The sequence below is a fragment of the Vibrio sp. HENC-03 genome, assembly GCF_000305755.2.
GTDB classification, from domain to species: Bacteria; Pseudomonadota; Gammaproteobacteria; order Enterobacterales; family Vibrionaceae; genus Vibrio; species Vibrio owensii.
Genome location: NZ_JH976124.1, coordinates 818,238 through 843,148 on the forward strand (window position 1 = coordinate 818,238; position 24,911 = coordinate 843,148).

A 24,911-nucleotide genomic window follows, 5' to 3' on the forward strand; every position below is an offset into this window, starting at 1 on the left:
AATGAAAGGGAAGCGATGACGACCGATCAACTTAAAACGCTGTTTGAAAATGACTTAAGGCACAAACTCGAACCTCTTGAAGCTTTGCGTTTAGAAGCGCTGCGTCGACGCAAGTTTCTAGGTCTGGCTGTTCTGGGTTTCTTTGGCTCCGTCGTGTTTGACCTCGCCACCTCTGCCACGATGTTTGTTCTTTTGGCATTGATGATCGGCGGTTGGGCGTACTTCAATCAAAAGCACAATCAGTTTCGTACCACCTACAAGCAGCACATCATGCAGAGCTTGTTAGCGCATATTGAACCCTCACTCACTTGGGACCCAAATCGTAAGTTATCCAAAGAGACCTTCGAGCGCAGCGGCTTGTATTTAGACCGTTGTGATGGTTTCGAGAGTGATGATTTTATTTCAGGCACCATCGGTGATGCGAAGGTGGTGATGTCTGAGATAGAAGCGTCGAAGCTCATCAGTTCAGGAAGCGACAGCTCGAGTAAGCATCACGTATTTTTTGCGGGGCTGTTTTGCGAAATCGACGTTCCGATGAATGAAGACATTTGCACCTTTGTTTTGAGTGACCGTGATGACGGGCCAACGCTTCGTGAAAAGCTGTGGGACAGTTTCTTCAAGATTCAGATAGGCAAACGAGTACGAATGGGTCACCCAGAGTTTGACCAACAGTATGAGGTGTACAGCGACGATTTAGACACAGCAAAGCAACTGCTGACGGATGAATTGATCGAGCGTGTGCTGACTTTTCGTCGTGAGAGTGAGTTCTCTAGCTTGTCGCTTTCTCAAGTGAACGGAAAGCTCTATATCGCCATTTCGCATTGGAAAGCACTGTTTGAGCCAAAATTGGACGAGCCTGCGGGGGAGTTTGAAGCCGTTGCTGAGATTTATCGCGAACTCGATTTTCTGATTGGCACCATTCACAGTCTGGGGCTGACCAAACCAATGGCTCAGCCCATGACAGAGCAGAGCACCTCAGCTACCGCTTAATCCCATTACTATCTCAAGCTGAAACTCAATTGATGCACTATTATTTCAGCTTGAGATTCATCCAAGATCCTGTACCTTAGCGTGATTCTTTTTCGCAGCCTGTTTTCATTCACAGAGTGACCTGCGCTGCTTCACTTTTGAGTTAAAGTCATGTCACAAGCTAGCATCAAATTTATTGCCACCGATATGGATGGCACTTTGCTCGACCAATATGGTCGTCTAGACCCTGAGTTCTTTGACCTGTTTTTGCAGCTTGAAGAGAAGGGCATTCTGTTCTCGGCCGCATCTGGTCGTCAGTACTACAGCCTACGCGATACGTTTGCACCGATCCAAGACCGCATGATTTATGTAGCGGAAAACGGCACCTTGGTGATGTACCAAGATAAAGAGCTATACAGCTGCACCATTCCAAAAACAGAAATTGATGCGATCATCCAAGCGGCTCGTGAAATTGAAGGCACGCACCTAGTGCTGTGTGGTAAGCGTTCGGCTTACATTGAAACTAAAGATCCTAAAGCGTTGGAAGAGTTCCAGAAGTACTACCATCGCTGTGAATACGTGCCAGATCTACTGGCCGTTGACGATGAGTTTATCAAGGTTGCGATCTGTCACTTTGGTGGTTCTGAAGAGTTGGTTTTCCCAACCATGAGCGCGAAGTTTGGTCACAGCCATCAAGTTGTGGTGAGCGCGAAGATTTGGCTAGACGTGATGAACGCAGAAGCGTCAAAAGGTGCGGCGATCAAACACCTGCAAGAAACCATGGGCTTTGGTCCGGAAGAAACCATGACCTTTGGTGATTACCTGAATGACCTAGAGATGCTACAAGTGAGCGAGCATTCTTACGCGATGGAAAACGCGCACGAAGCGGTGAAGAAAATCGCACGCTTCTCAGCACCAAGCAATCGTGACTCTGGCGTAATGAAAGTGATCAAAGAGAAAGTGCTTTAATCTCTGCCTCGTCAGCTTCGAACATTAAAAAGCCCCGCTACGTAATGAGCGGGGCTTTTGTTTATCTCAAGTTAAGTATCTGAAGCCAAGTATCTGAAGTTAACTATGCGTCTACTTAGTTAGCGAACGTATTTCGCTGTCGCGCTGACAAACCAATGTTGTAATTTGCCATCAGGGTTTTCTACCCACAGGTCGTTATGGTAGCGGTAGATGCGACCATTTACGGTGAGGGCTAGCGTGTTATCACCGGTTTGCTCCATGCGAATAAACTGATCAGAAGTCACCAAAAACGGCTCCAAATCATCCGTGCTTGCGCCTTTATACACGACAAAGTAACCAAACATATTGCCGGCATCTGGGTCTGTCGAATGAATGCGATGACCAACCAGCGTGTAGTTGTCGTTGAGCGCTTCTTCGAGGGTTTGTGCACCCACCGTCTCGTGAGATGGGATAAACACCCAAGCCAGTACACCTATCGCGATCACTAGCAGTAACAGCACTGCTCGCATGAAGTTTTTCATCATGGTTATCCGTTTAACGTTGGAATTTCATTTTGTACATGCGCTTATCCGCTAAATTGATCAGGAAGTCAATGTTGTCGGCGTCTTGCGGATAGCTTGCTACCCCTAAGCTGGTGGACAAAGAGCTCGCTTTGTCAGAGGCAAGGACCGGTTTTTCAAACACCACGTTAATGTGGTGCGTCGCTTCGGAGATTTTGCTTTGCTCGGTAGCGTTGATGAGTACGGCAAATTCATCACCGCCCATGCGATACACACTGAAGTCATCCATTGCCATGTTGCTCAAACGCTCTGCAACCTCAATTAAGGCGATATCCCCCGCTTGGTGTCCCATGGTGTCATTAATGTTCTTAAAGCCGTTCAGGTCGAGTAGGAGCAGCGAAAATGGGGTGCCGGTTTCCGCTCTGCGGTGCAAATCGATGAACAGAGCGCTGCGGTTGGCAAGGTTTGTCAGTGGGTCGCTCAAGGCCATTTCTTTGTGGTACTTAGACTCGCGTTTGTAGAAGTACGTCATTAACGCGACGGTGAGAACGAAAATACCCAACAAGATGTACTGCGCTTGGAGTAAGTTGTAAGCACGTTCTTGTTGTTGTCTGTAGAGTGGGCTCGCGACTCGGAAGTTTTGAGTGACGTAATCAATCATCTCCATATACAAGTTCTGAGTGGCGCGATAAAACTGGGCGGCGGCTATGCTGCTACCGGTTTTGGCTTCGACTAAGATTGGCTCGAGTTGCTGGAACTTGTCGAACAAGGAAACGAAGTACACTCGCACCTCTTCACGGGAGAGGAAAGAATCCGCCTCTTTGTTGTTGATCAGCAGATCAAAACGACTCCATGCCAGTTCATATTGTAACTCGGTGCCGTCGATGTTCATTACGCTTTCGTTCAAACGACGAGCTTCACCCACCAATTCGGACAGCTCTTTGGACAAATGGAACAAGAACCAAGTCGCTTGGTTTTGTTGGTCGGAGTAGGTTTTGGTCAGCGCGCGGGTTTCTTTTAATAAAACGATGTTTGCGATCAGTAGTGTCGATGCAAACACGAGCAACATCAACTTACTCTTGGTTGAAAAGGGCCCCTGCTTCGGGGTTTTGGGTTTCGCCTTCATTATTGATCTTCTTTCGCACTTATCCTGTTGATTTGCCAAACCATTTGAGAGTGGTATTGCGCGTTATCAAGCTCTGGGTGTTCACTCATTGAGTAAATCAGCCAGTACGGACCTTTGTTTCTGATTTTGATGTAATTATGGTTTTGTTTGTATGCCACGATCGGCTGATAACGAAGAATGTCTTCGCGAGATAGGTCAGAGTGGTAGTCGTTGAGCGCACGAACTTCGACATGCTGAGGAATGTTGCCAAGCGTATGTTGCAACAGTGTACTCAGCTTAACGCCGTCAAACTCGGCAGGGGTTTCTAGCCAAGGTAGTTCGGTAATGTAGGTCGTTTGCGGCAGTGACTCTAGGTCATTTAGTGTCACAACGACATTGGAATTTTCAGGACTGCTAAACTGTATCGTGTTTGCAAAAAGTGTTGGTGCAAACAAAAGCAAAGCGAGTGCCATTGTTTTTCTCATCCTGTGCCCTTTGAATTTATTGCCCTCATTCCGGTTGGATCGCGTTCACGAACCGATCCGCTGAAATTTCGGTTATATATTAATTAATAATAGAGCCAACTTGATGGATTTATATAATACGTTATGGGTGAAAAGTAACCGTTGGTGGAATATACGTCAAGGTTAATGACAGAGTTAAAAATACAACTATTGGATGAATATGTCATTTAGCTTATTTTGTGCGCAGTTTGCTTCGTGTTGTCTAACTTTCGCGACACTTTCATCTCATTAGGAGAATCGATATGTTTGATTGGTACTACAAAGTTATCCTCAATTACACCAACTTTAGTGGCAGAGCGAGACGCCAAGAGTATTGGTACTTTACGTTAGTCAATGTGCTGATCAATTTGGTGATGGGCATCATCGACCGAATCATTGGCAGCGTGATGCAAATGGAGAATTTTGGCTTCTTCGGTGTGATATATGCGTTGTTTATCATGATCCCGTCGATTGCCGTCACTGTGCGTCGTTTGCACGATTCAGGACGAACCGGTTGGTGGGCATTGATCGCCTTTGTCCCAATCATTGGTATTTTGGTGCTGCTGTACTTCTTGATTCAAGACAGTGAAGAAGGTTCGAACCAATACGGCGCGAACCCTAAATATCAATCATGATGAAGATAACCGTGATGATGACAGCTCTAATGGTGAGAGGCGAGTGGGTTTAGATGCCTGAACCCACTTGGAAATAGACGGCGCTGTCTTCATCGCTAAAGGCGAAGTCCATGCCTGCTTGCAAGCCATAACGACGGGCGATGAGGTAACGAAAGCCAACGCCGTAAGCGTATTCGGCATCGTTTTCAAATAGCGACTCTTCCGTTGAAGCGTAACCAAAACCACCGAAAACATTCGTCGACCAACGAGTATTCCATTGGTAGGTCAGTTGAGTTTCCACTGAGAGCGTTTCATCACCCTGATATCGGTTTCTGGCCACACCACGCAGCTCGATATCTGGGTATGACGCAGGCGGTAAAAAGCGCTCTTCAGTATAAAGTGACTTGTATTGTCCGCGCAGAGCCAGCGACCAATCCTCGGCTAATTCCCAGTAATTGATGCCCTCTACGTCCAGTTGTTCGTATTCGTAATCACTGCCAAACGCGTCGTTGTACCAAAGGAATTCGGCTTTGTAGTTGTAGCCTAGTGTTGGACTAAAGAAGTTATTTCGGCTGTCCCATTCCAGTGTTAAGCCTAATCCAGAAGTGGTTGGAGAGGTATTGGTCAAGGTTTGCAGCAGCTTATCTGCAACAGGGGAGTTAGTGATTTTCTGATCGGTAACGAAATAGAGCTGTTTCACACCGATAAACAACGGGGCATCAATAATGCGGTATTGAAGATGGTTGAGCATGCCGCCGCCAGTAATCTCGAAATCTAACCCTTGTCCATTGAATACGCCGTCTAGCCCCGGTAGCGTGGACTGTGGGTAGAAGGTCATGTTGAAGTCGCCATAACCGACGCCGCCAAGGTAACGCACCGTGTCCTGCGCCCAAGTGCGGCGATGGCCAGCAAACCCCATCCAAGTACCATTCTCGGTCGCGAAGCCACCGACTGCGGTGATGGCAGGCGTTAACAGTTGGGCGCCGCCATTGAGTGATGTTTCCGCCAGTTTGCGCCTTTTCTCCCGCTGCTCATCGGATTCATGCAAAAACACGCCAGTGAACCCCAAACCATAGCCGACAGCAGGTTCGGTAATCACAATCGGGACGGGCAGAAAGCCGTAGGCGTTTTCAGCAAGGTATTCACCCATATCCAATTGCCCATCAATGGGATCGAAAAAGCTTATCGCCTCGGCAATAGGAGAGGTCGCTAACAACCCGAAATAAGTCGAGGTTAGCAGGACTGACGTTGGTTTTTTCATAAAGTGCTAGCGTTAATTGAATGATGTTCAATTACAAGTTAGACGCCATTTCGACAAATTGCAATGGGACTTGTGTAAAGGGAAAGTGAGTGTTTTTAAAACACAAAAAGCCACCCAATAAATAGGTGGCTTTGTATAGAGAGGATTATTAAACCGTTTGGTTTCCTGTGCTCACTCGTTGACTTAACGAACCTAAATCAGGTGTTAAGCAAACAGGTACTTCGCGTGGAAGTTCAAGTGATCAGCGATAAAGCTAGAGATAAAGAAGTAGCTGTGGTCGTAACCCGGCTGCATGCGCAGTTCAACTGCTGAATCGTGGGCTTTCGCTGCCGCCAGTAACGCATCAGGCTTCAATTGCTCAGCAAGGAAGTTATCAGCATCACCTTGGTCGACTAGGATAGGTAATGGTGATTTTGCTTGCTTAAGTAACTCGCTCGCGTCGTATTGTTTCCAGCTTTCGATATCAGTGCCTAGGTAAGCGGTAAACGCTTTTTGGCCCCAAGGGCATTGCATTGGGTTACTGATTGGGCTGAATGCTGAAATTGAACGGTACTGATCTGAATTTTTCAGACCAATGGTGATCGCACCGTGACCACCCATGCTGTGACCCGAAATCGACTTCACGTCAGAGACAGGGAAGTTACTTTCGATGATCGCTGGCAGTTCTTGGGTGATGTAATCGTACATGTGGTAGTGACGCGACCATGGCTCTTGAGTAGCGTTTAGGTAGAAACCCGCACCTTTACCCAGATCGTAGTTTTCGTCGTCTGCAACGTCGTCACCACGTGGGCTAGTATCCGGTGCCACAATGGCGATACCTAACTCAGCCGCCATGCGAAACGCGCCTGCTTTCTGCATGAAGTTCTCATCGGTACACGTCAAGCCAGACAACCAGTAAACCACAGGCACTGGGTTTGATTTGGTTGCGTTAGGTGGCAAGAAGATCGCGAAGCGCATGTTGCAGTTCAAAGCGCGAGATTCGTGTGTGTACTGTTTATGCCAACCACCGAATACTTTGGCTTGGCTTAGGCTTTCAATGGTCATGAATAATCTCTCGATAAAACAATGATTTTTAACGGCGGACAAGACCGTTAAAGACGGCGGATGACTCTCTTCTCAAAGGAGAGTGTATCCAGTGAGAAGAGCGCCTATTTCAAATTTTAAAATATCAGTCACATTACGTGAGCTGCTATCTTGGATTATTTATCCATGTGAAGAACAGTACGGATAGATTCACCTTTGTGCATCAATTCGAACGCTTCGTTCACGTCTTGCAGACCCATAGTGTGCGTGATGAATTCTTGTAGACCGAACTCACCAGCCATGTAACGGTTCACGATTTCTGGAAGCTCAGAGCGGCCTTTAACACCACCGAAAGCAGAACCACGCCATACGCGACCAGTTACTAGTTGGAACGGGCGAGTTGAGATCTCTTGACCTGCACCAGCAACACCAATGATTACCGACTCACCCCAACCTTTGTGACAACACTCAAGTGCTTGACGCATCACGTTTACGTTACCGATACACTCGAATGAGTAGTCAACACCACCGTCTGTCATTTCAACAATCACTTCTTGGATTGGCTTGTCGAATTTTTGTGGGTTGATTACGTCTGTAGCACCAAGTTGTTTCGCTAGGTCGAATTTGCTTTCGTTGATGTCTACACCGATGATGCGGCTTGCACCAGCCATGCGAGCACCGATGATTGCAGAAAGACCGATACCGCCTAGACCGAAAATAGCAACGGTGTCGCCTTTTTCTACTTTAGCTGTGTTTAGTACTGCACCCATACCAGTGGTTACGCCACAACCTAGAAGACAAACCTCTTCAAGTGGTGCTTCTTTGTTTACTTTCGCTAGTGAGATTTCTGGAAGAACCGTGTACTCAGAGAAAGTAGAACAACCCATGTAGTGGAAAATAGTCTCACCGTTGATAGAGAAACGGCTTGTGCCATCTGGCATCAGACCTTTACCTTGAGTTTCACGAACTGCCTGGCATAGGTTAGTTTTGCCAGATTTACAGAACTTACACTCACCACATTCAGCTGTGTAAAGTGGGATAACGTGATCGCCAACTTCAACGCTTGTTACGCCTTCGCCAACCATTTCAACGATACCGCCACCTTCGTGACCAAGGATTGAAGGGAAGATACCTTCTGGATCGTCACCTGATAGTGTGAATGCGTCAGTGTGACAAACACCAGTTGCTACGATGCGTACTAGCACTTCGCCAGCTTTTGGAAGTTGTACATCTACTTCTTCCATCTTGAGCGGCTCACCCGCAGCCCATGCAACCATTGCTTTTGATTTGATGTGAGTTTGACCAGGTTTGATTTCAAGCGACATTGGATGTTTCCTTTATATTCTCAGTATATGGAGTGACGTCATAAGCGTAGTTGAGGTTTGCTCACTGCGCTGCGTCGTTTTGTTGGTGCTCATTTTAGGTGTTTCACCAAAAATGATAATCCGGTTAAATTGAAAATGATTTTTACGCATACGTAATAATCAACAAAAAAGTGCAATGATTTATGCGAGTGAAACAGGGTAAGTTGGAGAAAAACAAAGTAAGGACGAGAAAATTCGTTTTGGGGTTTGACCTCAAGCGTGGTTGAGGTTTTATTGTGTCGGCCATTGCGAAGAAACATCGATTTAGGATCAGAATGAACAACACAGATTTACAGGCTTACTTAAACAAGATTGGCGTAACGCAGCAATTGGACGTTAGCGTGGATACTCTCTTTGCGCTGCATAACGCGCAGCATCGTCGTTTGCCATTTGAGAACTTTGATATCGCATTGGGTAAAGGCATTTCGACGTCTGAACAAGACATCATCGACAAGTTGGTTTACCACGAGCGCGGTGGCTACTGTTTTGAATTGAACGGTCTGCTGCTAAGAGTGCTCAAACAGGTTGGCTTTGAAGCAAGGCCACTTTTAGGCCGCGTACACTTATCTGGCACTCCTTCGGGCAGAACGCATCAGTTCACTTTGGTGACGTTTGGGGATGAAAAGTGGATTGTCGATGCAGGTTTTGGCTCAAACACACCACGCGCACCGCTGCCTTTTGTGACTAATCAACCTATTCATACTGACCTGCAAACGTTCCGTTTTGTTGAAGATGTGCGTGTTGGCTACATGCTACAAATTCAGTCTTATGATGATGCAAACCAGTGGATTGATATGTACAGCTTGGACTTTGAACATGTGTTTGATGGCGACATTGTGTGTGGAAACCACTATGCGTCAACGTCACCTCATTCGCGCTTTACGTCCAGTCGTGTTGCCACGCTAGCGACAGAGTTTGGAATCATCACGTTGGCGAACCACACGTTAAAGCACCGTTTGAACAATGAAGTGGTTGAGCAAGAGCTGGCAGAAGGACAAAGCTACCTATCAGCACTGAAAGAGCACTTTGGTATTGAGCTGAATGCCGAGTATCAAGACCTGAAACCACTGCCTCAGCTATAACCATTCTGAATGACTTAACCATTGATGCTCGGTGAGAAATATACTGAGCATCAATGGGTTTAATTTGGTCTGCTCCAAACTGTTTATCGGTTTAAGTTATTGATTAAAAAGAGTGTGAACGAAGGTCACAGATCAGAACGGCTTACGATAAGTTGTAAGAAAGTCGCAACCTAATTGTCATTTTTTCTACCTAAGCTCCTCGCCCGATTTCAAAATTATTACTCTTTTATCGGGATGAGAAAAATGAAACGCAGTACATTGACCGTACTCTCCGGTCTGATTGCCGCTACTTTAGTTGGCTGTAATTCAGACTCTTCTAGCAGTGACACCCCAGAACTCGAAGCGCCAGTCCAAGTGGCCTTTATGCCAGACATCCACTTCCACGATGTGTATGGTGATTTCCAAGACGGCTCTTTCCAAGGCTTGTATACCAACTCAAGCGGTAAGTATGCGACGATTCGAACCATGCAATCGCAGATGGAATCGACACGCCTGTTCAATGAAAACTACTTCGCAATGATCGCGGCTTTGGATGACGTGGTAGAGCGCGGAATTAAGTATGTGGCGCTACCGGGCGACTTCAGTGATGACGGCCAGCCTGTGCACATGCGTGGTTTGGTCAAAATCTTCGACCACTACCGTGAAACGTACGGACTTGAGTTCTTCGCAGCGCCAGGTAACCACGATCCGGGCAAGCCATTTACCGTAGCGGCGGGCAAATCGGATTACCTTGGTGAAGATGGCAAGAAACAACGCATTTTCAGCCGTGGTAAAGATGAGTGTGTTGATTACGAAGGGGAATGGGGCACGATTCCGGGTGAAGATGGCAACCTAGACACCATCTGTACGGAAGAAGTGAAAGAGTGGGGCTACAAGGAGATTATGGATATCCTTGGTACGCACGGTTTCTACCCACAAGAAGAGTACCTGTATTTCGAAACGCCTTACAGCAGCGATGAAGCCCGCAACAACTACTCGTACGAACTTGCTTCGGAAGAAGCGACTTACGACAAGCGTATGTTCGAGATTTGCCACCAAGGGACGGGCGGTGAGTACAAACAAGACGGCTACACCAACTGTGCGGTGGTGCCAGATACCAGCTACTTGGTAGAGCCAGTGAAAGGCTTATGGTTGTTGGCCATCGATGCTAACGTATACAAACCAAAAGACACCTTGCCAGATGGTTCGGTCAATGGTGAGGATTTTGATGGCTCTAGCAGCGCAGGCTACAACATGATGTTGACCCACAAACAGCACGTTATCGAGTGGATCAGCGATGTGGTGAAAGCGGCGAAAGAGCAGAATAAAACCTTGGTGTCATTCAGCCATTTCCCAATGACCGATTTCTACAATGGTGCGTCAGAAGACATCGAAGACCTGTTTGGTGAAGGCAGTCATCAGCTATCTCGTGAGCCAAACGACGACACAAGTAAAGCGCTGGCTGCGACGGGTTTGAGCATTCACGTTGGCGGCCACATGCACTTCAATGATACTGGTAAGAAGAGCTATGTGATTGACGGTGTGCAACACACGCTATTCAACATTCAAGCTCCTTCTCTAGCAGGTTATATTCCGGCTTACAAACTGCTTAACATTCGTCCTGATCACCAAGTTGAAGTAGAAACGGTCGTGATCGACAAAGTGGCTGGCTACAACGAATTGTTTGAGCACTATGCACGCGAGCATGAACACCTGACTGAACAAGCAGGTGATGATGAAACAGCAAAGGCGAGCATCTGGAACAAAGAGATTCTTGAAGCTGACAGTTACTACGCCCTGACAGATTGGCACATTCGAGAGTTGACGCGCCTGCGTTTCTTACCGAGTGATTGGCCATTAGAAATGCGTGAAATGATCATGCACATGGATGGCGACGACATGCTGATTATGTCTCAGCTTTCGACGGAATTTATCGTATGCCAACTAGCGAAAGAGCTCGGCTATGACATCGTCAACTGTAATGAGAACGCTGTTGTTGATTACGAACAGTTCCAGAAAGACTGGCAAGCCGCGTCACAACAAGCAGAAGCCATTGCTCAAGAAGGCGGCTTTACGTTGACCGATTTTGCTGAATGGAATGGTGAAGAGCTAGCAACGGATTTTTACCGTCTTCGCAATGCCGATGAGTTGGCGTTCCGTGACATTGAAGAAGCACAATTGCTGCAATATGAGCTATTAAGTCGAGAGTTATCTGAGTTCGCCGGAACGGTAGACTCTGAGCTTGGTGACTTAGGTGAATACTCGGTTGGCGAAGTGTTCCGCTCACGCTTTGGTAGCCTGTTTGTGATTCTTGAGAAGTTCGCGACTGGACAAGCGAGTGATCATTTCCTGATTGATACCGAGCAGCAAACGCTGATTGATCTTAAAGGCGAAGTGAAGCGCGATATTCTCAAAAGCGAATAGCCCCCTTATTTAAAATATGGAAAGCGCAGCTCAGTCTGCGCTTTTTTATTTGCGCTGTCTCTCAGTAAGTGGCTTTTCAAAGGTTTACCTTTAACCATGAGAAATAAATGAGGTAAATCATGCGCTTTGAATACATACTTGATGATGAAGTCACCCAAGAACTCGACGCAAAGCTAAGAAGTTTGCTCTCCACTTGCTTCACCAAGGAGCAAGACAAAATCTTCCAAACTCAACGATACTTCAATGAAATGCCTCGTCACCGTTACCTCATTTGGGACGGAGACACCCTTGCGGCCCATGTTGCGGTCCATGAAAAACAAGTGATGATTGATGACCAATCCTTCCCAATAAGTGGTATTGCCGAAGTCTGTGTGCAGCCTGATTCACGAGGAAAAGGGTTGGTGAAGTTATTGCTTAAGGCGGTACATCAAGATGCTTTGGAGCGAGGCGATGCGTTCTCGGTATTGTTTGGCCGTACCCATGTCTACCAGTCCAGCGGCTATCAACCGATCAACAACTTACACATGAAAGTTCAGCCCAATAAATGGGTTAGTACGAGCGACACTATGGTGTGCTCGCTGAACATCATTTGGCCACAACAGACGGTCCATTTAGTCGGCTATCCTTTTTAAACAGGTTTTCTCCACATGAAACTTTGTGTGAGAATACGCAATACATAGAATTCCACAGGAACCACATTCATGGCGAATTGGGAAGGCGTGAGCGAGTTTGTCGCTGTTGCAGAAACCAACAGCTTCACGGGCGCAGCCAACAAGTTGAAAACATCGGTGGCGCAAATCAGCCGCCGCGTGTCAGCGTTGGAAGAGCGTTTAGCGGTTAAGTTGCTGCACCGTACCACACGAAAAGTCTCTCTAACTGAGGCGGGACAACTCTATTACCAGCAGTGTAAACACCTTGTTGAAGGCTTGGAGTTGGCCGAATTGGCGGTAACGCAAATGCAAGCAGAACCGAAAGGCTTGCTCAAAGTGACCGCTCCTGTGACTTACGGTGAGATGAACTTAGCGCCGTTGTTGCACCAGTTTATTGAGAAATACCCGCAGGTAAATCTGGATTTGAATCTGACCAACCAAAAGTTAGATTTGATTGAGCAAGGCGTCGATGTGGCGATTCGTCTTGGACGTTTGCAAGACTCCAGTTTGATTGCCAAGCGCTTGTCATCTCGACAGCTTTACGTGTGTGCTAGCCCAGCGTACTTAGATCGCTCTGGCGAACCGCATACCTTGTCTGAGCTGAGCCATCACCAGTGTTTGGTCGGTACAGCAGATTACTGGCACTTTAAAGAGCAAAAGCGTGAGAAGTCTTTGCGTGTTTCTGGCCGAATCAAATGCAACAGTGGTTTTGCTTTGGTCGATGCCGCAAAACGTGGTTTAGGTTTGGTGCAACTACCGGACTACTACGTGCAAGAGGCGTTAGACAATGGCGAGCTGGTGGAAGTGTTAACCGATTACCGAGACGATCGTGAAGGTATTTGGGCGCTGTACCCACAAAACCGAAACCTGTCGCCAAAAGTACGCTTACTGATTGATTTCTTGGCTGAAAATATGAGCTGAGTGATGAACTCAATTCATTGAAAAAAGCCAAGTTGATCTGTGGCAACTTGGCTTTGTTTTTTGTGGCAGGTGGACGTTACTGCTCGTTTAATTCTGCATCTTCGCGCTTGATGACCTTGTGGCCATCTTCTGATACGCCTTGTTTCCAGTAACTGCTGAGGTAAAGGTTTTCACGTTCCACTTCTTTTTCGTTACGGAAGTATTGGCGTAGCGCACGCATCGAGTCGAACTCACAGGCACACCACACAGCAGCTTCACCTGTTTTCCATTCCAGCGAGCGAACTTTATCTTCGAGTGATTGCTCGGTGATCCAATGGATTTCCATACCTGCTGGTGCTTCGAGAGCTTGGATATCCGCTTCAGAGATCACACTGATCACCGCATAGCCTGTTGCGTCCTCTGGCAGAGTGCGAATCTTTGCAGACAGCGCTGGCAGTGCAGTCATGTCCGCCGCCATAAAGAACCAGTCTGCTTCTGTATTTAGGTTCGAGATGCTGCCAGGGCCAGCGATGTTAATAGTGTCGCCTTCTTTGGCAGACATTGCCCAACGCGCGGCAAAGCCACATTGTAGGTCTTTGGTGATGTGACGTACGAAATCGACTTCAATCGTGCATGCTTGCGGGTCGAAGCGACGAATGGTGTAGGTACGCATGACAGGGCGGTTGTCTTCTGAGAAGCCTTGAATATCGGTGCCGCCGGTTTCGTTGTATAACAGCTTGATGTAGCTGCCCTCGCAATCTTGTGGGAAGTTGCCTAGTGCGTCACCTTGCAGGGTAATGCGCTGCATGTTCGGTGTTACGGCTTGTGTGTTGATGACAACGAGGCTTTTTGGTTGTGGTTTCTTTTTCATTTTAATTCACATTTCACTACGTTTGATAACTATTCTCTTTCTCATCTAAGATTAACAGCATCTCAATAAGGCAGATAGTGTCTTTATCTAAATTTACACTCTGATCGGAGAATCGGCGATTTAATTTCGGTGCGCCTCGCTCAAATGAACACTTCGTCATCCCGCTTTATAAGATAGTGATGGGAGAATAAAAAAGGGCACCGAAGTGCCCTTAATAGAAGAATGGAGTTTGTTTACTGCGTTTGTTCTAACAAATGCGTCTTCAGGAATCGATCCATCGCTTGGTAACCATCAAGACGGTTTTCTAGTGAACGGAAGCCGTGACCTTCGTTCTCCTTAACGATGTACTCCACTTCAACGCCGCGGTCGCGCAGAGCATTAACGATTTGGTCAGATTCACTCTTCACCACTCGTGGGTCTTTCGCGCCTTGCAGAACCAACAGTGGTGCTTTGATTTGGTCTACGTGGAACACTGGTGAGTAAGCTTTCATCATCTTCGCATCTTCTGGATCTTCTGGATTGCCCACTTGCTCATGCAGCATGGCTAGGAAAGGTGCCCAGTATGGTGGGATAGAATCCATGAAGGTGAACAGGTTAGACACGCCAACGTAGTCGATGCCACATTTGTACAGGTCTGGCGTAAACGTCACACCAGCCAATGTCGCGTAACCACCATAAGATGCGCCGTAGATACACACTTCGCCATCTTGTGCGTAGCCTTGGTCAATCGCCCATTTTACGCCGTCTGTGATGTCGTCTTGCATCGACTGACCCCATTGCTTGAACGACTTCTCCCAAAACTCACGGCCATAACCTGTTGAGCCACGGAAGTTCATCTGCAGTACTGCGATACCACGATTGGCAAACAGCTGAACTTCTGGTTGGAAGCCCCAATGGTCGCGTGCCCAAGGACCGCCGTGTGGCAATACCAATAGCGGTAAATCTTTTGCTTCACGACCTTTTGGCAGCGTCAGATAACCATGAATGGTTAAGCCATCACGAGCGGTATAAGTGATTGGCTTCATCTCCGCCATGTCTTCTGGTTTATGCCAAGGTGCGTTTGCAGCTAACTTTTCAAGTTGGTCTGAATCGCGATCGTAGTAGTAGTAATTTGGACGGTCGGTGTCGCTGTAGGTCACGACAATCATTTTTCTCTCGTCGCGAGTCGTGTTGTTCACCGAGATTTCAACGCCCGGAAGCTTTTCTTGCAGACGCTCAAAAGTCTCTTCATAACCTTTATCAAGGAAATGGTACTGACGCTTGTCCGTTACATAAGAGATCGTCGTGAGCTTGTTCAGTGCGTTTGAGTAACTCGCATTCGTGACGTCCACTTCTGGATGAGAGAAGATCTCGCGCACTTCTTTGTTTGCTTTCACATCGTATTCAATGATCGCGGATTTATCGCGGGTAATACGAGAAGCAACGTACAAGTTCTTGTTGTCTGGTGTGAACGAGATTGGCGAGAAGTCTTCTTTGAAGGTGAGGTTCTTCAATGGGCGGAACTCTTCATCCACAGTGTCACGATAGAGGACTGCGGTGTTTACGCCGTCTGACGTCGAAATCACGCGAATGTTACCATCGTGGTCCGTACCCCAGTAACGCACGTTGCCTGGGTTTTGCGCAACCAGCGTGTTTTCACCGGTTTTCAAGTTATGACGATAAACATCAAATACTTGGCGGTTACGTTCGTTAGTCGTGATAAGAATGTCGTCAGGCTGGCTTTCTAAGGTGTCGATAACATAAGCCACGACACCGGACGTTGGTGTGATGGTTTTCTCTTCGCCCGTTTTTACGTTTACCGTAACGAGGTAGAAGTTTTCATCACCACCTGTATCGCGAGAGTAGATGATGGTGTCATCGCCAACCCAGTAGTAATAAGCGATGTCGCGATCGGCAATGGATGTGATGCGCTTGACTTGATCGGCTTTGCCCACGGGATGAACAAAGACATTTTTACGATCTTGCCACGGTTTCATCATCGAAATGTAATCGCCAGCTGGGGAGATTTGGTAGCTCGATACTTCTGAATTTCGGAAGAAATATTCCACCGGATATTCTGGCGGAATGACCTCTGCGGTCGTGGTGGTCGAGGTTTGGCTACAACCCGAAACGAGTAAGCCAAAAGCGGTAGCAAGAATGAGCTTGCGAGTACGCATTGTGTAACGCTCCTTGTGTGACAGACCTGTCAGCATCGTGCTTGTCGGTCAGAGTGAATCGATTGTCGCGGCAAAATACAACGTCGTGACAAAGCAGTGACGAAGTGCGCCTAATCGCTAAACTAGCTTCAGGCGGATGCTTATTAAGTTTTCATGTTTTAGTCACTGCTGTTGCTACTATGACCCAATCCATCCGTGGAAGTGGCGATTATTTGTACTTACCGAACAAAGGACTAGCTAAAACTTGGCATAAGTCACACTTATCTTTCATTGTTTTGTCATTTATATCATTGGGATAGTCGACAAAAGCAGAAGCGCCGCCATGCCATAGTTGAAGCCTTTTACGCGTTTAGACGTGGTCAACCAACGTTGAAGTTGCATGCCTGCCGCCGTCCAAAAAGTCACAGAAGGCAGGTTCGCTAAGCAGAAGATGCCGGCGATAAAAGCCAGTTCTAGCCATGATCCGCCACTGCTGTATACGGTGATGGCGGTGAGTGCCATTGACCAGCCTTTAGGGTTCACCCATTGAAATGCCACTGCACCTAAAAAGCTCATTGGTCGGTAATCATCTTTGACTTCCGTCTTGCTGCTGGTTGCTATTTTGTACGTGAGGTACAACAAGTAAGTCAGGCTCATTACCTTGAGGATGCTATGCGTGATCGGATACGCGTGAAACAAGCCCATAAGACCAATGCCAACCAAAATTAGCATCGCAGCGAAACCCAGCGTGATGCCTAACATGTGTGGGATAGTGCGCTTAAAGCCGACGTTAGCACCAGACGTCATGAGCATGATGTTGTTCGGTCCCGGAGTGAAGGTCGAGACAAACGCAAACAGTGCCAACGCACCAAGTTGATGGTATTCCATAATGTGTTCCTGCATTTCTGTTTTGCCTGTGCATAAGCGGGCAAGGGATTACGTTTTCTGACCGGTCGAGAACAATGATAGGTAGAAGCGCCATCAATTTTGTGCTTTTATTTGACGAATACTCACTCGCTAAACAACAAAAGAGCATCATGGATAGATTTGACGAAAGAATATTGCAAGCGCTGAAATCAGACGGAAGAATCTCCAATGTGGAGCTGTCTGAACGAGTTGGATTATCGCCATCCGCGACCTTGCGCCGAGTGCAAGATTTGGAGCGAAAAGGCGTGATTAAGGGTTATCGAGCGGTGCTGGATAATCAGCAAATGGGCGTCGGTTTTGTCGCGTATGTCTCGATAGGCTTGGCATCGCATTCCAAACACGCACAACTAGGCTTCGAAGAGCACGTTCGATTTGTCGACCAAGTTGTCGAGTGCCACAACATTACGGGTTCTAACGAGTATCTATTAAGAGTCGAAACTCAAGATCTTGCGGCGTACAAAGCGTTTCATGCCGATGTTCTTGGGGAATGTGAACACGTTAAAGCCATTACGACCATGGTGGTGATGGACACGCCAAAAGATGAGCGTTAATCCTTCTCCCTCGATTTTGTAGCACATCAATTTGAAGTGACTCGAAAGAGTCAGTCGAGTATGAGCATAGTCCACATAAAATGCTGGAAAGCAGTCTGCAATCTGACAATTTCAGCATTTATTCTCACCTTCTAAATAATCGCATCCTGCTAGTTTTTCTACGTCGCTGCCCGGTTCGCGAGCAGCGGGTCAGAAAAATTAAGGATGAATGATGAAATCATACGTAACCCTTCCCCTTGCAAGCTTGGGCGCACTTGCGGCTTTAAGCTCTTTTAATGTCAGTGCCCACGGCTGGGTCGAGTTTCCGAGCGCTCGCCAAAACACCTGTTATTTAGACGGCGGTTTTTGGACCAATGAAATTCCAAACCAAGCTTGTCAGGCAGCTTATGACGAATCGGGTGCTTACCCCTTCGTACAACGCAGCGAGATTGCTGCAAACGTACCGAACTACCGCGACATGGCACACGTGAAAGCCATTGTGCGTGATGGCGAACTTTGTTCAGCTGGTGATGCTGCTAAGAAAGGTTTGAATATCCCATCGCCAAATTGGCAGCGCACGAATGTAACGCCGGATGCGAACAACCAGATCGAATTGGTGTTCTTTGGCAAAGCGCCGCATAACCCGTCTTACTGGGAGTTTTATCTTTCTAAACCTACTTATGACGATACTCAACCACTGACTTGGGACGATTTAGAGCTGATTGATACTGCTGGCGATGTGTATGTGGATGCAGAAAAACGCTACCGCATGCAGGTAACCTTCCCTGCAGATCGTTCAGGCGATGCGATTCTCTATACTCGTTGGCAACGTATTGATGTGGCAGGTGAGGGCTTCTACAACTGTAGTGACATTACCTTAAACGGCAATGGTACAACGCCTCCTACCAATCCGGTTGACCCAACAGATCCAGCAAACAACCTGACCGCTCTGGGCTACTTTGTCCCACAAGGCTTTGGTCCGGTAGAAGCGGGAGACACGGTACGATTCCGCACGTTTAATGCAACAGGCAGCGAGATCGTCGATCTGTCACTAGCAATCAGTGCAAACAACACGACAACGTGGGCTGCGGAGTTAGCCGACCAATTTAACTCGCAGCAAACGGGCGATTGGTACGTGGGGATTTGGCACGAAGCAATGAACCACTACATGTTTGATACCAACAATATTTACGCAAACCAAGTGTTGGCTCCGAATGCTAACTTTAGCTACGCGTTGTCATTGATTAAAGGTGATACCACGCCACCAGTTGAGCCGACCAACCTTTGGAGCAAAGATGCAGTGTACAACCAAGGTGATGTCGTGACGCACAATGGTCGTGAATGGACTGCACAGTGGTGGACAACTGGCGAAGAGCCGGGAACCACAGGTGAATGGGGTGTTTGGCGTTAAGTTTCACTCGTTTCAAATACGTAAAACCCTTCTCAATTGAGAAGGGTTTTCTGTTTTAATTCAGGCTGTTTTCGCTTTGCCAAGGTTGCCAGTTCATCATCGCATGGCTGGCTAGTTTGAGCATCGGAATGTCTTCGTGGGTGTCACCGTAAGCGTAAATCGTTTCGTATTGACTCAAGTCGAAAGCACGTTGAACACGTTCGACCTTTCTTTCCAAACTGCAATCGCCACTTTGGTAACGACCACTAATGTGTTCACTTTCGTCGAGTAACTCACTACAAAGTAATTGGTAGCCGTGCGTTTGGCTCCATGGTTTTAAGTAGGCGTTAAGTGACGCTGAGACAACGACAATGGCGTCGCCTCGCGCTTGGTGCCATTCCAGTTTCGCTTGGGCTTCTGGGCGAATGTGTTGCTCAATCACCTCTTTTGCAAACTGGGCTCCCAACGCTTCAACTTCTTGCGTTCGTCTGCCTGCAAAGGCGATGAAACTGGCGATAGGGCGCATTCGCTTAGCAGGGATAACTCCTGCCTTGTAGAGCGCATAGAACGGCAGAATCACAATGTTTCCGACCCACTTGCGCAGGCCAAAAACAGAATAGTGGAGGAAGGAGCTAAACATATCCTCATTTGTGATGGTGCCATCAAAATCAAACAGTGCGAGAGAGGGCTTTTGGCTATCTGACAATCCGCTGCCTTATGGTTTAGTGTGCGTGTCCGTGAGAGAAGTTTATCACCATCACGCCCGCTGCGATAAGTGCCATGCCAATCCAAAGGCTAGTATCCATGTGCTGGCGGTAAACCAATTGCGAGATTAACGTCACCGATACAATTGCCAAACCTGCCCAAAGGGCGTGAACAATGCCAACTGGCATGCCGCCTTTCATCGCCTGCGCCAAACAGACAAAAGCAGCCAAGTGACCAATCAAGACAAGGGTTGCGGGCAGCGGTTTGCTAAAGCCATCAGTGGCTTTGAGTGCAACGTGTGAAAGGGCTTCTGCGCCCACGCCTAAAAGTAAGAAAAACCAGCTCATTGTTATCGCTCGTCATCGGTTAATTTGGAATGGGGCTAGTATATTGATGTCGAATAAAATGATAATCCCATAAAAATTCAAATGACTTTTACTTAGTTGTAATAATAAGCCCGTCTTACATACGCTTACATCAACTCGTTGCCGCAATCGTTACACTGCCGCCGTCTTGGTAAAGGAGCGTGTATAGATGCATAAAGCAATAGCGAGTATTGCGGTGATGTTTGCACTGAGTGGCTGTGGTGGCGAAGGAATAACGACAGACTCTGTGCCTAAATTTAAAGATCACAGAGCGAACTATGAGGTGGACGGTATCGATCTGCTGCATCGTTCGATTACGGACACCATCAGCGATGACTTACTGGGCTTTGAGGCCGAGAACTTGTCTCGCAAAGTGACTTACACGCTCGATCGACTCTCATTAAACATTTTACGTGACTTTAATGTGAGTACCCTCGCGGAGTTAGAAGCATTAGTCCCGAATGTTGGTGACAACAAAACCTCTCTGATTTTTGAGTTTCACTTGATGCGGCTAACACCTGAAATGGTGATGGTCAGCTCATCAAACGAGATTGAACACTTCTTTTATGAAGTGGACATCATCGAAACCCGTTTTGGTATCTCAACCTATAAATTCACCGAAGCACCAACGCGTGTTGACATGGTGGTGTATCCAGAAGGCATCGCGATTGAGGCGTTCAACCAAGGTTATCAAGCTGAATATGATGAAAGCAAAGGCACGTACAAGGTGCGTTTGCAGTACGACGATAATGGTGAAAAAAGCCAATATGATGAGCTGATAGTGGACTTAAACAATGATCAAGTTCGGCTGGAGATAGGCACAACGACGATGGAAGGGCTAGAAGTCAAAGACACCGTTGAGCAAAGCCATCGATTCGAATACAACCGCAAACAAAACACACTCTCACGCCAATAACACGTTTTTATCTATGAACATTGAAGTGATGACTAGGTTCATTTCTGAGTAACGGTTGGGAGACTGGCTCGGAGTCATGACTTCAATTTCTTTTGCGCCTCACCTAGACCCTTTATTGCGCACATGGGGAAAGTTAGGGTTTCTTTCCCCCGTTTTTCTTTACCTGCTCGTCGGAATAACAACAAAGATTGACAATCTAGCAGTAGAAAACCGCCAACCAAATCGTCTCTTGTTCTGGATCTGTCCAACTAACGCGATGTTTTGTATGCGCCGGAATGTTGATGTGGTCACCGGCTTCTAAACGTTTTACAGAGCCATCTTCATAAGTCAGTTCGCCTACGCCTTGTAGCACCAATACCCACTCATGTTCTTCTTGATCGTACCATTCGCCCTCTGGCGTGGTTTGCCCTTTTGAAACGATACGCTCGATGCGCAGCTGTTTATGCGTGAGTAAATCTTCGAACACTTCTTCACTCAGATCACTGGGTAGGTCTCTAAACAGATTCATAGTGCTTCCTAAATAACGATCAGTCCAAATGGTGCGAGCAGTTGTTCTTGCTGCCAGTCGCAGATCTTAACACCGTATAAAGAGACACGGCGAATGTCCAAGCCTTCTAAATCGACGTGGGTAAGATCGCTCTCTTCTATATTAAAGCTGCCCCATTGTTCTCGACTGAATTCTCCTCTCGATAAGTCAGAGCCTTTAAAGCTTGCGCCCATCAAATTAGCGCCGTTCCATCGGTTTTCAAACAGGTCGCATTTCTCTAGCAGTGCGCGCTCAAAATTGGTGTAAGCCAAGTTACACCCCGTGATGTAAGCAATACAGAAGAAAACCGTGTTGCTGACGCGATTAGCGAAGTTGGCACTTTGAAAGTTTGCGCCTTTCAAATCGCATTTGCGCAGCTCGATGCCGACGCAATCCGCACCATTGAACTGAGACATGGCCAACATGCAGTTGCTAAAGCTGGCATCTTTCAGTTTGGCATAACGGAAACTGCAGCCTTCTATGTCGCTCGGCTGGATAAAACGGCAGTCAATGAACTTTGCATCACTCAGATCGGCGTGGTCGAAATTGCATTGATAAAAGCGGCAGTTTTCAAAAGTGGTGTTTTGCAAATCGTGATGAGAAAAGTCTTCTTGTTCGAAAGTGAGATCGGTCTTAATCATGGCTTTTTATCTTTTCCTTGTTCGGTTGAAAGCAGACTAACACCCTAAGTGACTGATTTTCCAGAAATATATCTTGTTGTATTTCAGTGGTTTACAAAGGCCGAAAATCGCCAATTTAAGCGGTCAAATTGGCGATTTGAAGTGGGTGTTTTTTGAAAATAACCCGAGCATATCGAGAAAAAAGTTTTGTTGAGCACAGAGGCTCTCAGAGGATGCGGAATGAGAACTGCGACCCACGCTTCTCACACGCACAGTTTGCATTACAGGATTGTGTCCTATTTGCATAATTTGTTGATCAATTTGGCGTTTTTGTATACGGAAAAGCTATATTTTTCACAAATTGATTTCCATCAAAATAGTAGGGTTTCTATATGCTAGATTGCGCGCAGCTCAAGAAAATAGTGATACTCGCGTGCTTCAAGGTTTTGGATTCATTGAGGAACTGCCCGAAAGGGGAGAGCGCAGCTGAGTACAAAAAGAAACAAAGCCCTACAAAAGGAAATAACAATGAAAAAAACAATCTGCAGTTTAGCAGTGGTTGCTGCGTTAGTGTCTCCAAGTGTTTTCGCTCACAGTGAAGGTGACTTCATTTTACGTGTTGGTGCGGCATCCGTTGTACCAAATGACAGCAGTGACAAAATCCTAGGTTCTCAAGAAGAGCTGAAAGTGGATTCCAACACGCAGCTGGGCTTGACGTTCGGTTACATGTTTACCGACAACATCAGCTTAGAAGTCCTTGCTGCAACGCCGTTTAGCCATGATATTTCTACAGATCTACTTGGCCTTGGTGACATCGGTGAGACAAAACACCTGCCACCAACAGTGATGGTTCAGTACTACTTTGGTGACTCACAAAGCAAATTCCGCCCATACGTGGGTGCGGGTCTAAACTACACCATCTTCTTTGATGAAGGCTTTAACGGTACGGGTAAAGGTGCTGGCCTTTCTGATCTGAAATTGGATGATTCATTCGGTCTAGCTGCAAACGTTGGTGTGGACTACATGATCAATGATAAATGGTTCCTAAACGCATCGGCGTGGTACGCAAACATTGAAACAGAAGCGACCTACAAAGCGGGTGGCGCGAAACAAAAAACTGACGTTGAAATCAACCCTTGGGTATTCATGATTAGTGGCGGTTACAAGTTCTAAGAAAAAGCAGTAGTAAAAGAACAACAATATTATTGGCATGACTTTTAGGGGCAGTTGCGGGGATTGCCCCTCTTTTTTTATTTCATTTTCTCTTCTACTCATCTCTCCTTTCTCTTCCTATTTCTATGATTTTTCTATTTGTAAACGCATCGATTAAAAAATGAATTTTCTGTTAATTCTCGATTGCTGAGAAAAGCGAAAAATTACTATAGCTAGGTTTTGAAATTGTTCTGATAAATTCGATGACAAGCATTCGGTTAATTATTAATCGAACGTCAAAATAAATATTACAAAATGAAGCTAAGGACTGGCTGACTAAGGAAAATTACTCGTGAAGCGTGGAAATTTTACGCGAGTATTTTTCAGTTTTGCTGTCGTTAGCTGAGAAAAATGTCTTTATTTTTCAATCGATAGACAGGAAGAACTTAAAATGAAAGGAACCACACTCATTGCAGTATTTGCTTCGGCAGTATCATTGTTCTCATACAGTGAGAAAATAAGTGCGGCAGAGAAATTTATTACTATCGGCACGGGTGGTCAAACGGGTGTTTATTACGTGGCAGGCCAATCGATTTGTCGTTTTGTAAACCGTGGTGCGGCAGACCACAGCATTAAATGTAATGCACCAGCCAGCGGTGGTGGCGTGGCAAACGTCAATGGTTTGCGCAGTGGCGAATACAATTTCGGCATCATGCAGTCAGATCACCAATACAAAGCCCTAGAAGGTGTGGCTCCTTTCCAAAATAACCAACCAATGACGGACATTCGTGCCGTTTTCTCACTACAAAGTGAAGTGTTCACCATTCTTGCGCGTAAAGATGCAGGCATCACCAATTTCGACGATTTGAAAGGCAAGCGCGTCAACATTGGTAACCCTGGTTCTGGTCAACGCGATACGTTTGAGCAAGTGATGCAAGCTAAAGGTTGGTCACATGATGTGTTCAGCTTGGTGTCGGATCTGAAGCCAGCAGAACAAGCTTCTGCAATGAGTGACAACAACATCGATGCAATGAGCTACTTTGTTGGCCACCCAAACGGCGCGATTCAAGAAGCCTCAACCACAACGGATGCGGTGTTGGTGCCAGTGACTGGTCCTGAAATCGACAAGTTACTTGCTGAGCGTGCGTACTTCACTAAAGCAACCATTCCGGGCGGAATGTACCGTGGCAACCCGAACGATACGCAATCTATCGGCGGCAAAGCGGTGCTCTCAACCACAGCAGAGACGGATCCTGAGTTGGTGTACCAACTGACGAAATCTGTGTTCGACAACCTAGACCGCTTCAAGCGTTTGCATCCAGCATTTAAAGACCTGAAAGAATCAGAAATGATTGAAGTGGGTCTGTCTGCACCACTGCATGAAGGTGCGGTGCGCTACTACAAAGAGCGCGGCTGGTTGTAAGTAACTCT

Annotated in this window: 25 protein-coding genes; 12 read left to right on the top strand and 13 right to left on the bottom strand. The window is 46.8% G+C overall.

The window, feature by feature from the left end; translation table 11 throughout:
- Positions 1-15: 15 nt before the first annotated feature.
- Positions 16-990, top strand: a complete 975-nt coding sequence (locus tag VCHENC03_RS08870; protein WP_032802874.1) for a DUF3137 domain-containing protein — start codon at positions 16-18, stop codon at positions 988-990.
- Between the two features lie 150 nt (positions 991-1,140).
- Positions 1,141-1,938, top strand: coding sequence for a Cof-type HAD-IIB family hydrolase (locus tag VCHENC03_RS08865; protein ID WP_005434797.1), 798 nt, complete (start codon positions 1,141-1,143; stop codon positions 1,936-1,938).
- Positions 1,939-2,057: 119 nt separating this feature from the next.
- Here the strand turns inward: VCHENC03_RS08865 and VCHENC03_RS08860 are convergent, their stop codons facing one another.
- The 3 genes from VCHENC03_RS08860 to VCHENC03_RS08850 are packed head-to-tail and all read right to left on the bottom strand — an operon-like array spanning position 2,058 to position 4,028.
- Positions 2,058-2,462, bottom strand: a complete 405-nt coding sequence (locus tag VCHENC03_RS08860) for a hypothetical protein (RefSeq protein ID WP_009706775.1) — start codon at positions 2,460-2,462, stop codon at positions 2,058-2,060.
- 10 nt (positions 2,463-2,472) lie between these two features.
- A complete protein-coding gene (locus tag VCHENC03_RS08855) occupies positions 2,473-3,564 on the bottom strand; it encodes a GGDEF domain-containing protein (protein WP_032802836.1) in 1,092 nt (363 codons plus the stop codon).
- Complete coding sequence (locus VCHENC03_RS08850; protein ID WP_032802837.1) at positions 3,564-4,028, bottom strand: oxidoreductase; 465 nt, start codon at positions 4,026-4,028, stop codon at positions 3,564-3,566. The genes VCHENC03_RS08855 and VCHENC03_RS08850 overlap by 1 nt, the downstream gene beginning before the upstream one ends.
- 281 nt (positions 4,029-4,309) lie before the next feature.
- Between VCHENC03_RS08850 and VCHENC03_RS08845 the strand changes: the two genes are divergently transcribed.
- Positions 4,310-4,681 carry a DUF805 domain-containing protein gene (locus VCHENC03_RS08845; RefSeq protein WP_009706777.1) on the top strand — a complete coding sequence of 124 codons (372 nt, stop codon included), beginning with the start codon at positions 4,310-4,312 and terminating at the stop codon, positions 4,679-4,681.
- Positions 4,682-4,730: 49 nt separating this feature from the next.
- Here the strand turns inward: VCHENC03_RS08845 and VCHENC03_RS08840 are convergent, their stop codons facing one another.
- From VCHENC03_RS08840 to VCHENC03_RS08830, 3 genes are all read right to left on the bottom strand, one after another.
- The gene (locus tag VCHENC03_RS08840) at positions 4,731-5,921 is read right to left on the bottom strand and encodes a BamA/TamA family outer membrane protein (protein ID WP_032802838.1); all 1,191 of its coding nucleotides are present in this window, start codon (positions 5,919-5,921) and stop codon (positions 4,731-4,733) included.
- Between the two features lie 204 nt (positions 5,922-6,125).
- Positions 6,126-6,965 carry an S-formylglutathione hydrolase gene (fghA, locus tag VCHENC03_RS08835; protein ID WP_009706779.1) on the bottom strand — a complete coding sequence of 280 codons (840 nt, stop codon included), beginning with the start codon at positions 6,963-6,965 and terminating at the stop codon, positions 6,126-6,128.
- Between the two features lie 155 nt (positions 6,966-7,120).
- The gene (locus tag VCHENC03_RS08830) at positions 7,121-8,269 is read right to left on the bottom strand and encodes an S-(hydroxymethyl)glutathione dehydrogenase/class III alcohol dehydrogenase (protein WP_009706780.1); all 1,149 of its coding nucleotides are present in this window, start codon (positions 8,267-8,269) and stop codon (positions 7,121-7,123) included.
- 314 nt (positions 8,270-8,583) lie between these two features.
- On the opposite strand from VCHENC03_RS08830, the gene VCHENC03_RS08825 reads away from it, so the two are divergent.
- From VCHENC03_RS08825 to VCHENC03_RS08810, 4 genes are all read left to right on the top strand, one after another.
- Positions 8,584-9,390: an arylamine N-acetyltransferase family protein gene (locus tag VCHENC03_RS08825; protein ID WP_009706781.1), complete on the top strand. Its 807-nt coding sequence runs from the start codon at positions 8,584-8,586 to the stop codon at positions 9,388-9,390.
- Positions 9,391-9,633: 243 nt separating this feature from the next.
- Positions 9,634-11,793, top strand: a complete 2,160-nt coding sequence (locus tag VCHENC03_RS08820) for a metallophosphoesterase (RefSeq protein WP_009706782.1) — start codon at positions 9,634-9,636, stop codon at positions 11,791-11,793.
- A 119-nt stretch (positions 11,794-11,912) separates the two neighbouring features.
- Complete coding sequence (locus VCHENC03_RS08815; protein WP_009706783.1) at positions 11,913-12,425, top strand: GNAT family N-acetyltransferase; 513 nt, start codon at positions 11,913-11,915, stop codon at positions 12,423-12,425.
- Between the two features lie 69 nt (positions 12,426-12,494).
- Entirely contained in the window at positions 12,495-13,364 is an 870-nt protein-coding gene (locus tag VCHENC03_RS08810; RefSeq protein ID WP_005434817.1) for a LysR family transcriptional regulator, read from the top strand.
- Between the two features lie 76 nt (positions 13,365-13,440).
- Here the strand turns inward: VCHENC03_RS08810 and VCHENC03_RS08805 are convergent, their stop codons facing one another.
- The 3 genes from VCHENC03_RS08805 to VCHENC03_RS08795 form a co-directional block, all read right to left on the bottom strand.
- Positions 13,441-14,214: a siderophore-interacting protein gene (locus tag VCHENC03_RS08805; protein WP_009706784.1), complete on the bottom strand. Its 774-nt coding sequence runs from the start codon at positions 14,212-14,214 to the stop codon at positions 13,441-13,443.
- 233 nt (positions 14,215-14,447) lie between these two features.
- On the bottom strand, positions 14,448-16,370 hold the full coding sequence (locus tag VCHENC03_RS08800; RefSeq protein ID WP_009706785.1) for a S9 family peptidase: 1,923 nt from the start codon (positions 16,368-16,370) through the stop codon (positions 14,448-14,450).
- Positions 16,371-16,652: 282 nt separating this feature from the next.
- Positions 16,653-17,237: a LysE family translocator gene (locus VCHENC03_RS08795; RefSeq protein WP_005434823.1), complete on the bottom strand. Its 585-nt coding sequence runs from the start codon at positions 17,235-17,237 to the stop codon at positions 16,653-16,655.
- A gap of 149 nt (positions 17,238-17,386) precedes the next feature.
- On the opposite strand from VCHENC03_RS08795, the gene VCHENC03_RS0126060 reads away from it, so the two are divergent.
- Both VCHENC03_RS0126060 and VCHENC03_RS08790 read left to right on the top strand, forming a co-directional pair.
- The gene (locus VCHENC03_RS0126060) at positions 17,387-17,827 is read left to right on the top strand and encodes an Lrp/AsnC family transcriptional regulator (RefSeq protein WP_027726611.1); all 441 of its coding nucleotides are present in this window, start codon (positions 17,387-17,389) and stop codon (positions 17,825-17,827) included.
- Positions 17,828-18,038: 211 nt separating this feature from the next.
- On the top strand, positions 18,039-19,217 hold the full coding sequence (locus tag VCHENC03_RS08790) for a lytic polysaccharide monooxygenase (protein ID WP_009706787.1): 1,179 nt from the start codon (positions 18,039-18,041) through the stop codon (positions 19,215-19,217).
- Between the two features lie 55 nt (positions 19,218-19,272).
- Here the strand turns inward: VCHENC03_RS08790 and VCHENC03_RS08785 are convergent, their stop codons facing one another.
- The gene (locus tag VCHENC03_RS08785; protein WP_009706788.1) at positions 19,273-19,902 is read right to left on the bottom strand and encodes an HAD family hydrolase; all 630 of its coding nucleotides are present in this window, start codon (positions 19,900-19,902) and stop codon (positions 19,273-19,275) included.
- A 16-nt stretch (positions 19,903-19,918) separates the two neighbouring features.
- Positions 19,919-20,248: a DMT family transporter gene (locus VCHENC03_RS08780; RefSeq protein WP_005533114.1), complete on the bottom strand. Its 330-nt coding sequence runs from the start codon at positions 20,246-20,248 to the stop codon at positions 19,919-19,921.
- Positions 20,249-20,435: 187 nt separating this feature from the next.
- Here VCHENC03_RS08780 and VCHENC03_RS08775 point away from each other — a divergent pair, with 187 nt between their 5' ends.
- On the top strand, positions 20,436-21,182 hold the full coding sequence (locus tag VCHENC03_RS08775; RefSeq protein ID WP_009706789.1) for a hypothetical protein: 747 nt from the start codon (positions 20,436-20,438) through the stop codon (positions 21,180-21,182).
- A 196-nt stretch (positions 21,183-21,378) separates the two neighbouring features.
- Here VCHENC03_RS08775 and VCHENC03_RS08770 read toward each other — a convergent pair whose 3' ends face one another.
- Together VCHENC03_RS08770 and VCHENC03_RS08765 are read right to left on the bottom strand one after the other, a co-directional pair.
- Positions 21,379-21,690, bottom strand: coding sequence for a cupin domain-containing protein (locus tag VCHENC03_RS08770; protein WP_009706790.1), 312 nt, complete (start codon positions 21,688-21,690; stop codon positions 21,379-21,381).
- Positions 21,691-21,698: 8 nt separating this feature from the next.
- The gene (locus VCHENC03_RS08765; RefSeq protein ID WP_009706791.1) at positions 21,699-22,349 is read right to left on the bottom strand and encodes a Qnr family pentapeptide repeat protein; all 651 of its coding nucleotides are present in this window, start codon (positions 22,347-22,349) and stop codon (positions 21,699-21,701) included.
- 507 nt (positions 22,350-22,856) lie between these two features.
- On the opposite strand from VCHENC03_RS08765, the gene ompW reads away from it, so the two are divergent.
- Complete coding sequence (gene ompW / locus VCHENC03_RS08760; RefSeq protein ID WP_005434835.1) at positions 22,857-23,501, top strand: outer membrane protein OmpW; 645 nt, start codon at positions 22,857-22,859, stop codon at positions 23,499-23,501.
- 430 nt (positions 23,502-23,931) lie between these two features.
- A complete protein-coding gene (locus VCHENC03_RS08755) occupies positions 23,932-24,903 on the top strand; it encodes a TAXI family TRAP transporter solute-binding subunit (protein WP_009706792.1) in 972 nt (323 codons plus the stop codon).
- The last annotated feature ends 8 nt before the right edge of the window (positions 24,904-24,911 follow it).

Excerpts from the sequence above, each read along its gene's own strand:
- ompW (WP_005434835.1), top strand. The coding sequence starts at position 22,857 with ATGAAAAAAACAATCTGCAGTTTAGCAGTGGTTGCTGCGTTAGTGTCT.
- VCHENC03_RS08775 (WP_009706789.1), top strand. The coding sequence starts at position 20,436 with ATGCATAAAGCAATAGCGAGTATTGCGGTGATGTTTGCACTGAGTGGC.
- VCHENC03_RS08780 (WP_005533114.1), bottom strand. The coding sequence starts at position 20,248 with ATGAGCTGGTTTTTCTTACTTTTAGGCGTGGGCGCAGAAGCCCTTTCA.
- fghA (WP_009706779.1), bottom strand. The coding sequence starts at position 6,965 with ATGACCATTGAAAGCCTAAGCCAAGCCAAAGTATTCGGTGGTTGGCAT.
- VCHENC03_RS08870 (WP_032802874.1), top strand. The coding sequence starts at position 16 with ATGACGACCGATCAACTTAAAACGCTGTTTGAAAATGACTTAAGGCAC.
- VCHENC03_RS08865 (WP_005434797.1), top strand. The coding sequence starts at position 1,141 with ATGTCACAAGCTAGCATCAAATTTATTGCCACCGATATGGATGGCACT.
- VCHENC03_RS08795 (WP_005434823.1), bottom strand. The coding sequence starts at position 17,237 with ATGGAATACCATCAACTTGGTGCGTTGGCACTGTTTGCGTTTGTCTCG.
- VCHENC03_RS08825 (WP_009706781.1), top strand. The coding sequence starts at position 8,584 with ATGAACAACACAGATTTACAGGCTTACTTAAACAAGATTGGCGTAACG.
- VCHENC03_RS08830 (WP_009706780.1), bottom strand. The coding sequence starts at position 8,269 with ATGTCGCTTGAAATCAAACCTGGTCAAACTCACATCAAATCAAAAGCA.
- VCHENC03_RS08860 (WP_009706775.1), bottom strand. The coding sequence starts at position 2,462 with ATGATGAAAAACTTCATGCGAGCAGTGCTGTTACTGCTAGTGATCGCG.
- VCHENC03_RS08820 (WP_009706782.1), top strand. The coding sequence starts at position 9,634 with ATGAAACGCAGTACATTGACCGTACTCTCCGGTCTGATTGCCGCTACT.
- VCHENC03_RS08805 (WP_009706784.1), bottom strand. The coding sequence starts at position 14,214 with ATGAAAAAGAAACCACAACCAAAAAGCCTCGTTGTCATCAACACACAA.
- VCHENC03_RS08800 (WP_009706785.1), bottom strand. The coding sequence starts at position 16,370 with ATGCGTACTCGCAAGCTCATTCTTGCTACCGCTTTTGGCTTACTCGTT.
- VCHENC03_RS08755 (WP_009706792.1), top strand. The coding sequence starts at position 23,932 with ATGAAAGGAACCACACTCATTGCAGTATTTGCTTCGGCAGTATCATTG.
- VCHENC03_RS08815 (WP_009706783.1), top strand. The coding sequence starts at position 11,913 with ATGCGCTTTGAATACATACTTGATGATGAAGTCACCCAAGAACTCGAC.
- VCHENC03_RS0126060 (WP_027726611.1), top strand. The coding sequence starts at position 17,387 with ATGGATAGATTTGACGAAAGAATATTGCAAGCGCTGAAATCAGACGGA.
- VCHENC03_RS08765 (WP_009706791.1), bottom strand. The coding sequence starts at position 22,349 with ATGATTAAGACCGATCTCACTTTCGAACAAGAAGACTTTTCTCATCAC.
- VCHENC03_RS08855 (WP_032802836.1), bottom strand. The coding sequence starts at position 3,564 with ATGAAGGCGAAACCCAAAACCCCGAAGCAGGGGCCCTTTTCAACCAAG.
- VCHENC03_RS08770 (WP_009706790.1), bottom strand. The coding sequence starts at position 21,690 with ATGAATCTGTTTAGAGACCTACCCAGTGATCTGAGTGAAGAAGTGTTC.
- VCHENC03_RS08790 (WP_009706787.1), top strand. The coding sequence starts at position 18,039 with ATGAAATCATACGTAACCCTTCCCCTTGCAAGCTTGGGCGCACTTGCG.
- VCHENC03_RS08845 (WP_009706777.1), top strand. The coding sequence starts at position 4,310 with ATGTTTGATTGGTACTACAAAGTTATCCTCAATTACACCAACTTTAGT.
- VCHENC03_RS08850 (WP_032802837.1), bottom strand. The coding sequence starts at position 4,028 with ATGAGAAAAACAATGGCACTCGCTTTGCTTTTGTTTGCACCAACACTT.
- VCHENC03_RS08810 (WP_005434817.1), top strand. The coding sequence starts at position 12,495 with ATGGCGAATTGGGAAGGCGTGAGCGAGTTTGTCGCTGTTGCAGAAACC.
- VCHENC03_RS08840 (WP_032802838.1), bottom strand. The coding sequence starts at position 5,921 with ATGAAAAAACCAACGTCAGTCCTGCTAACCTCGACTTATTTCGGGTTG.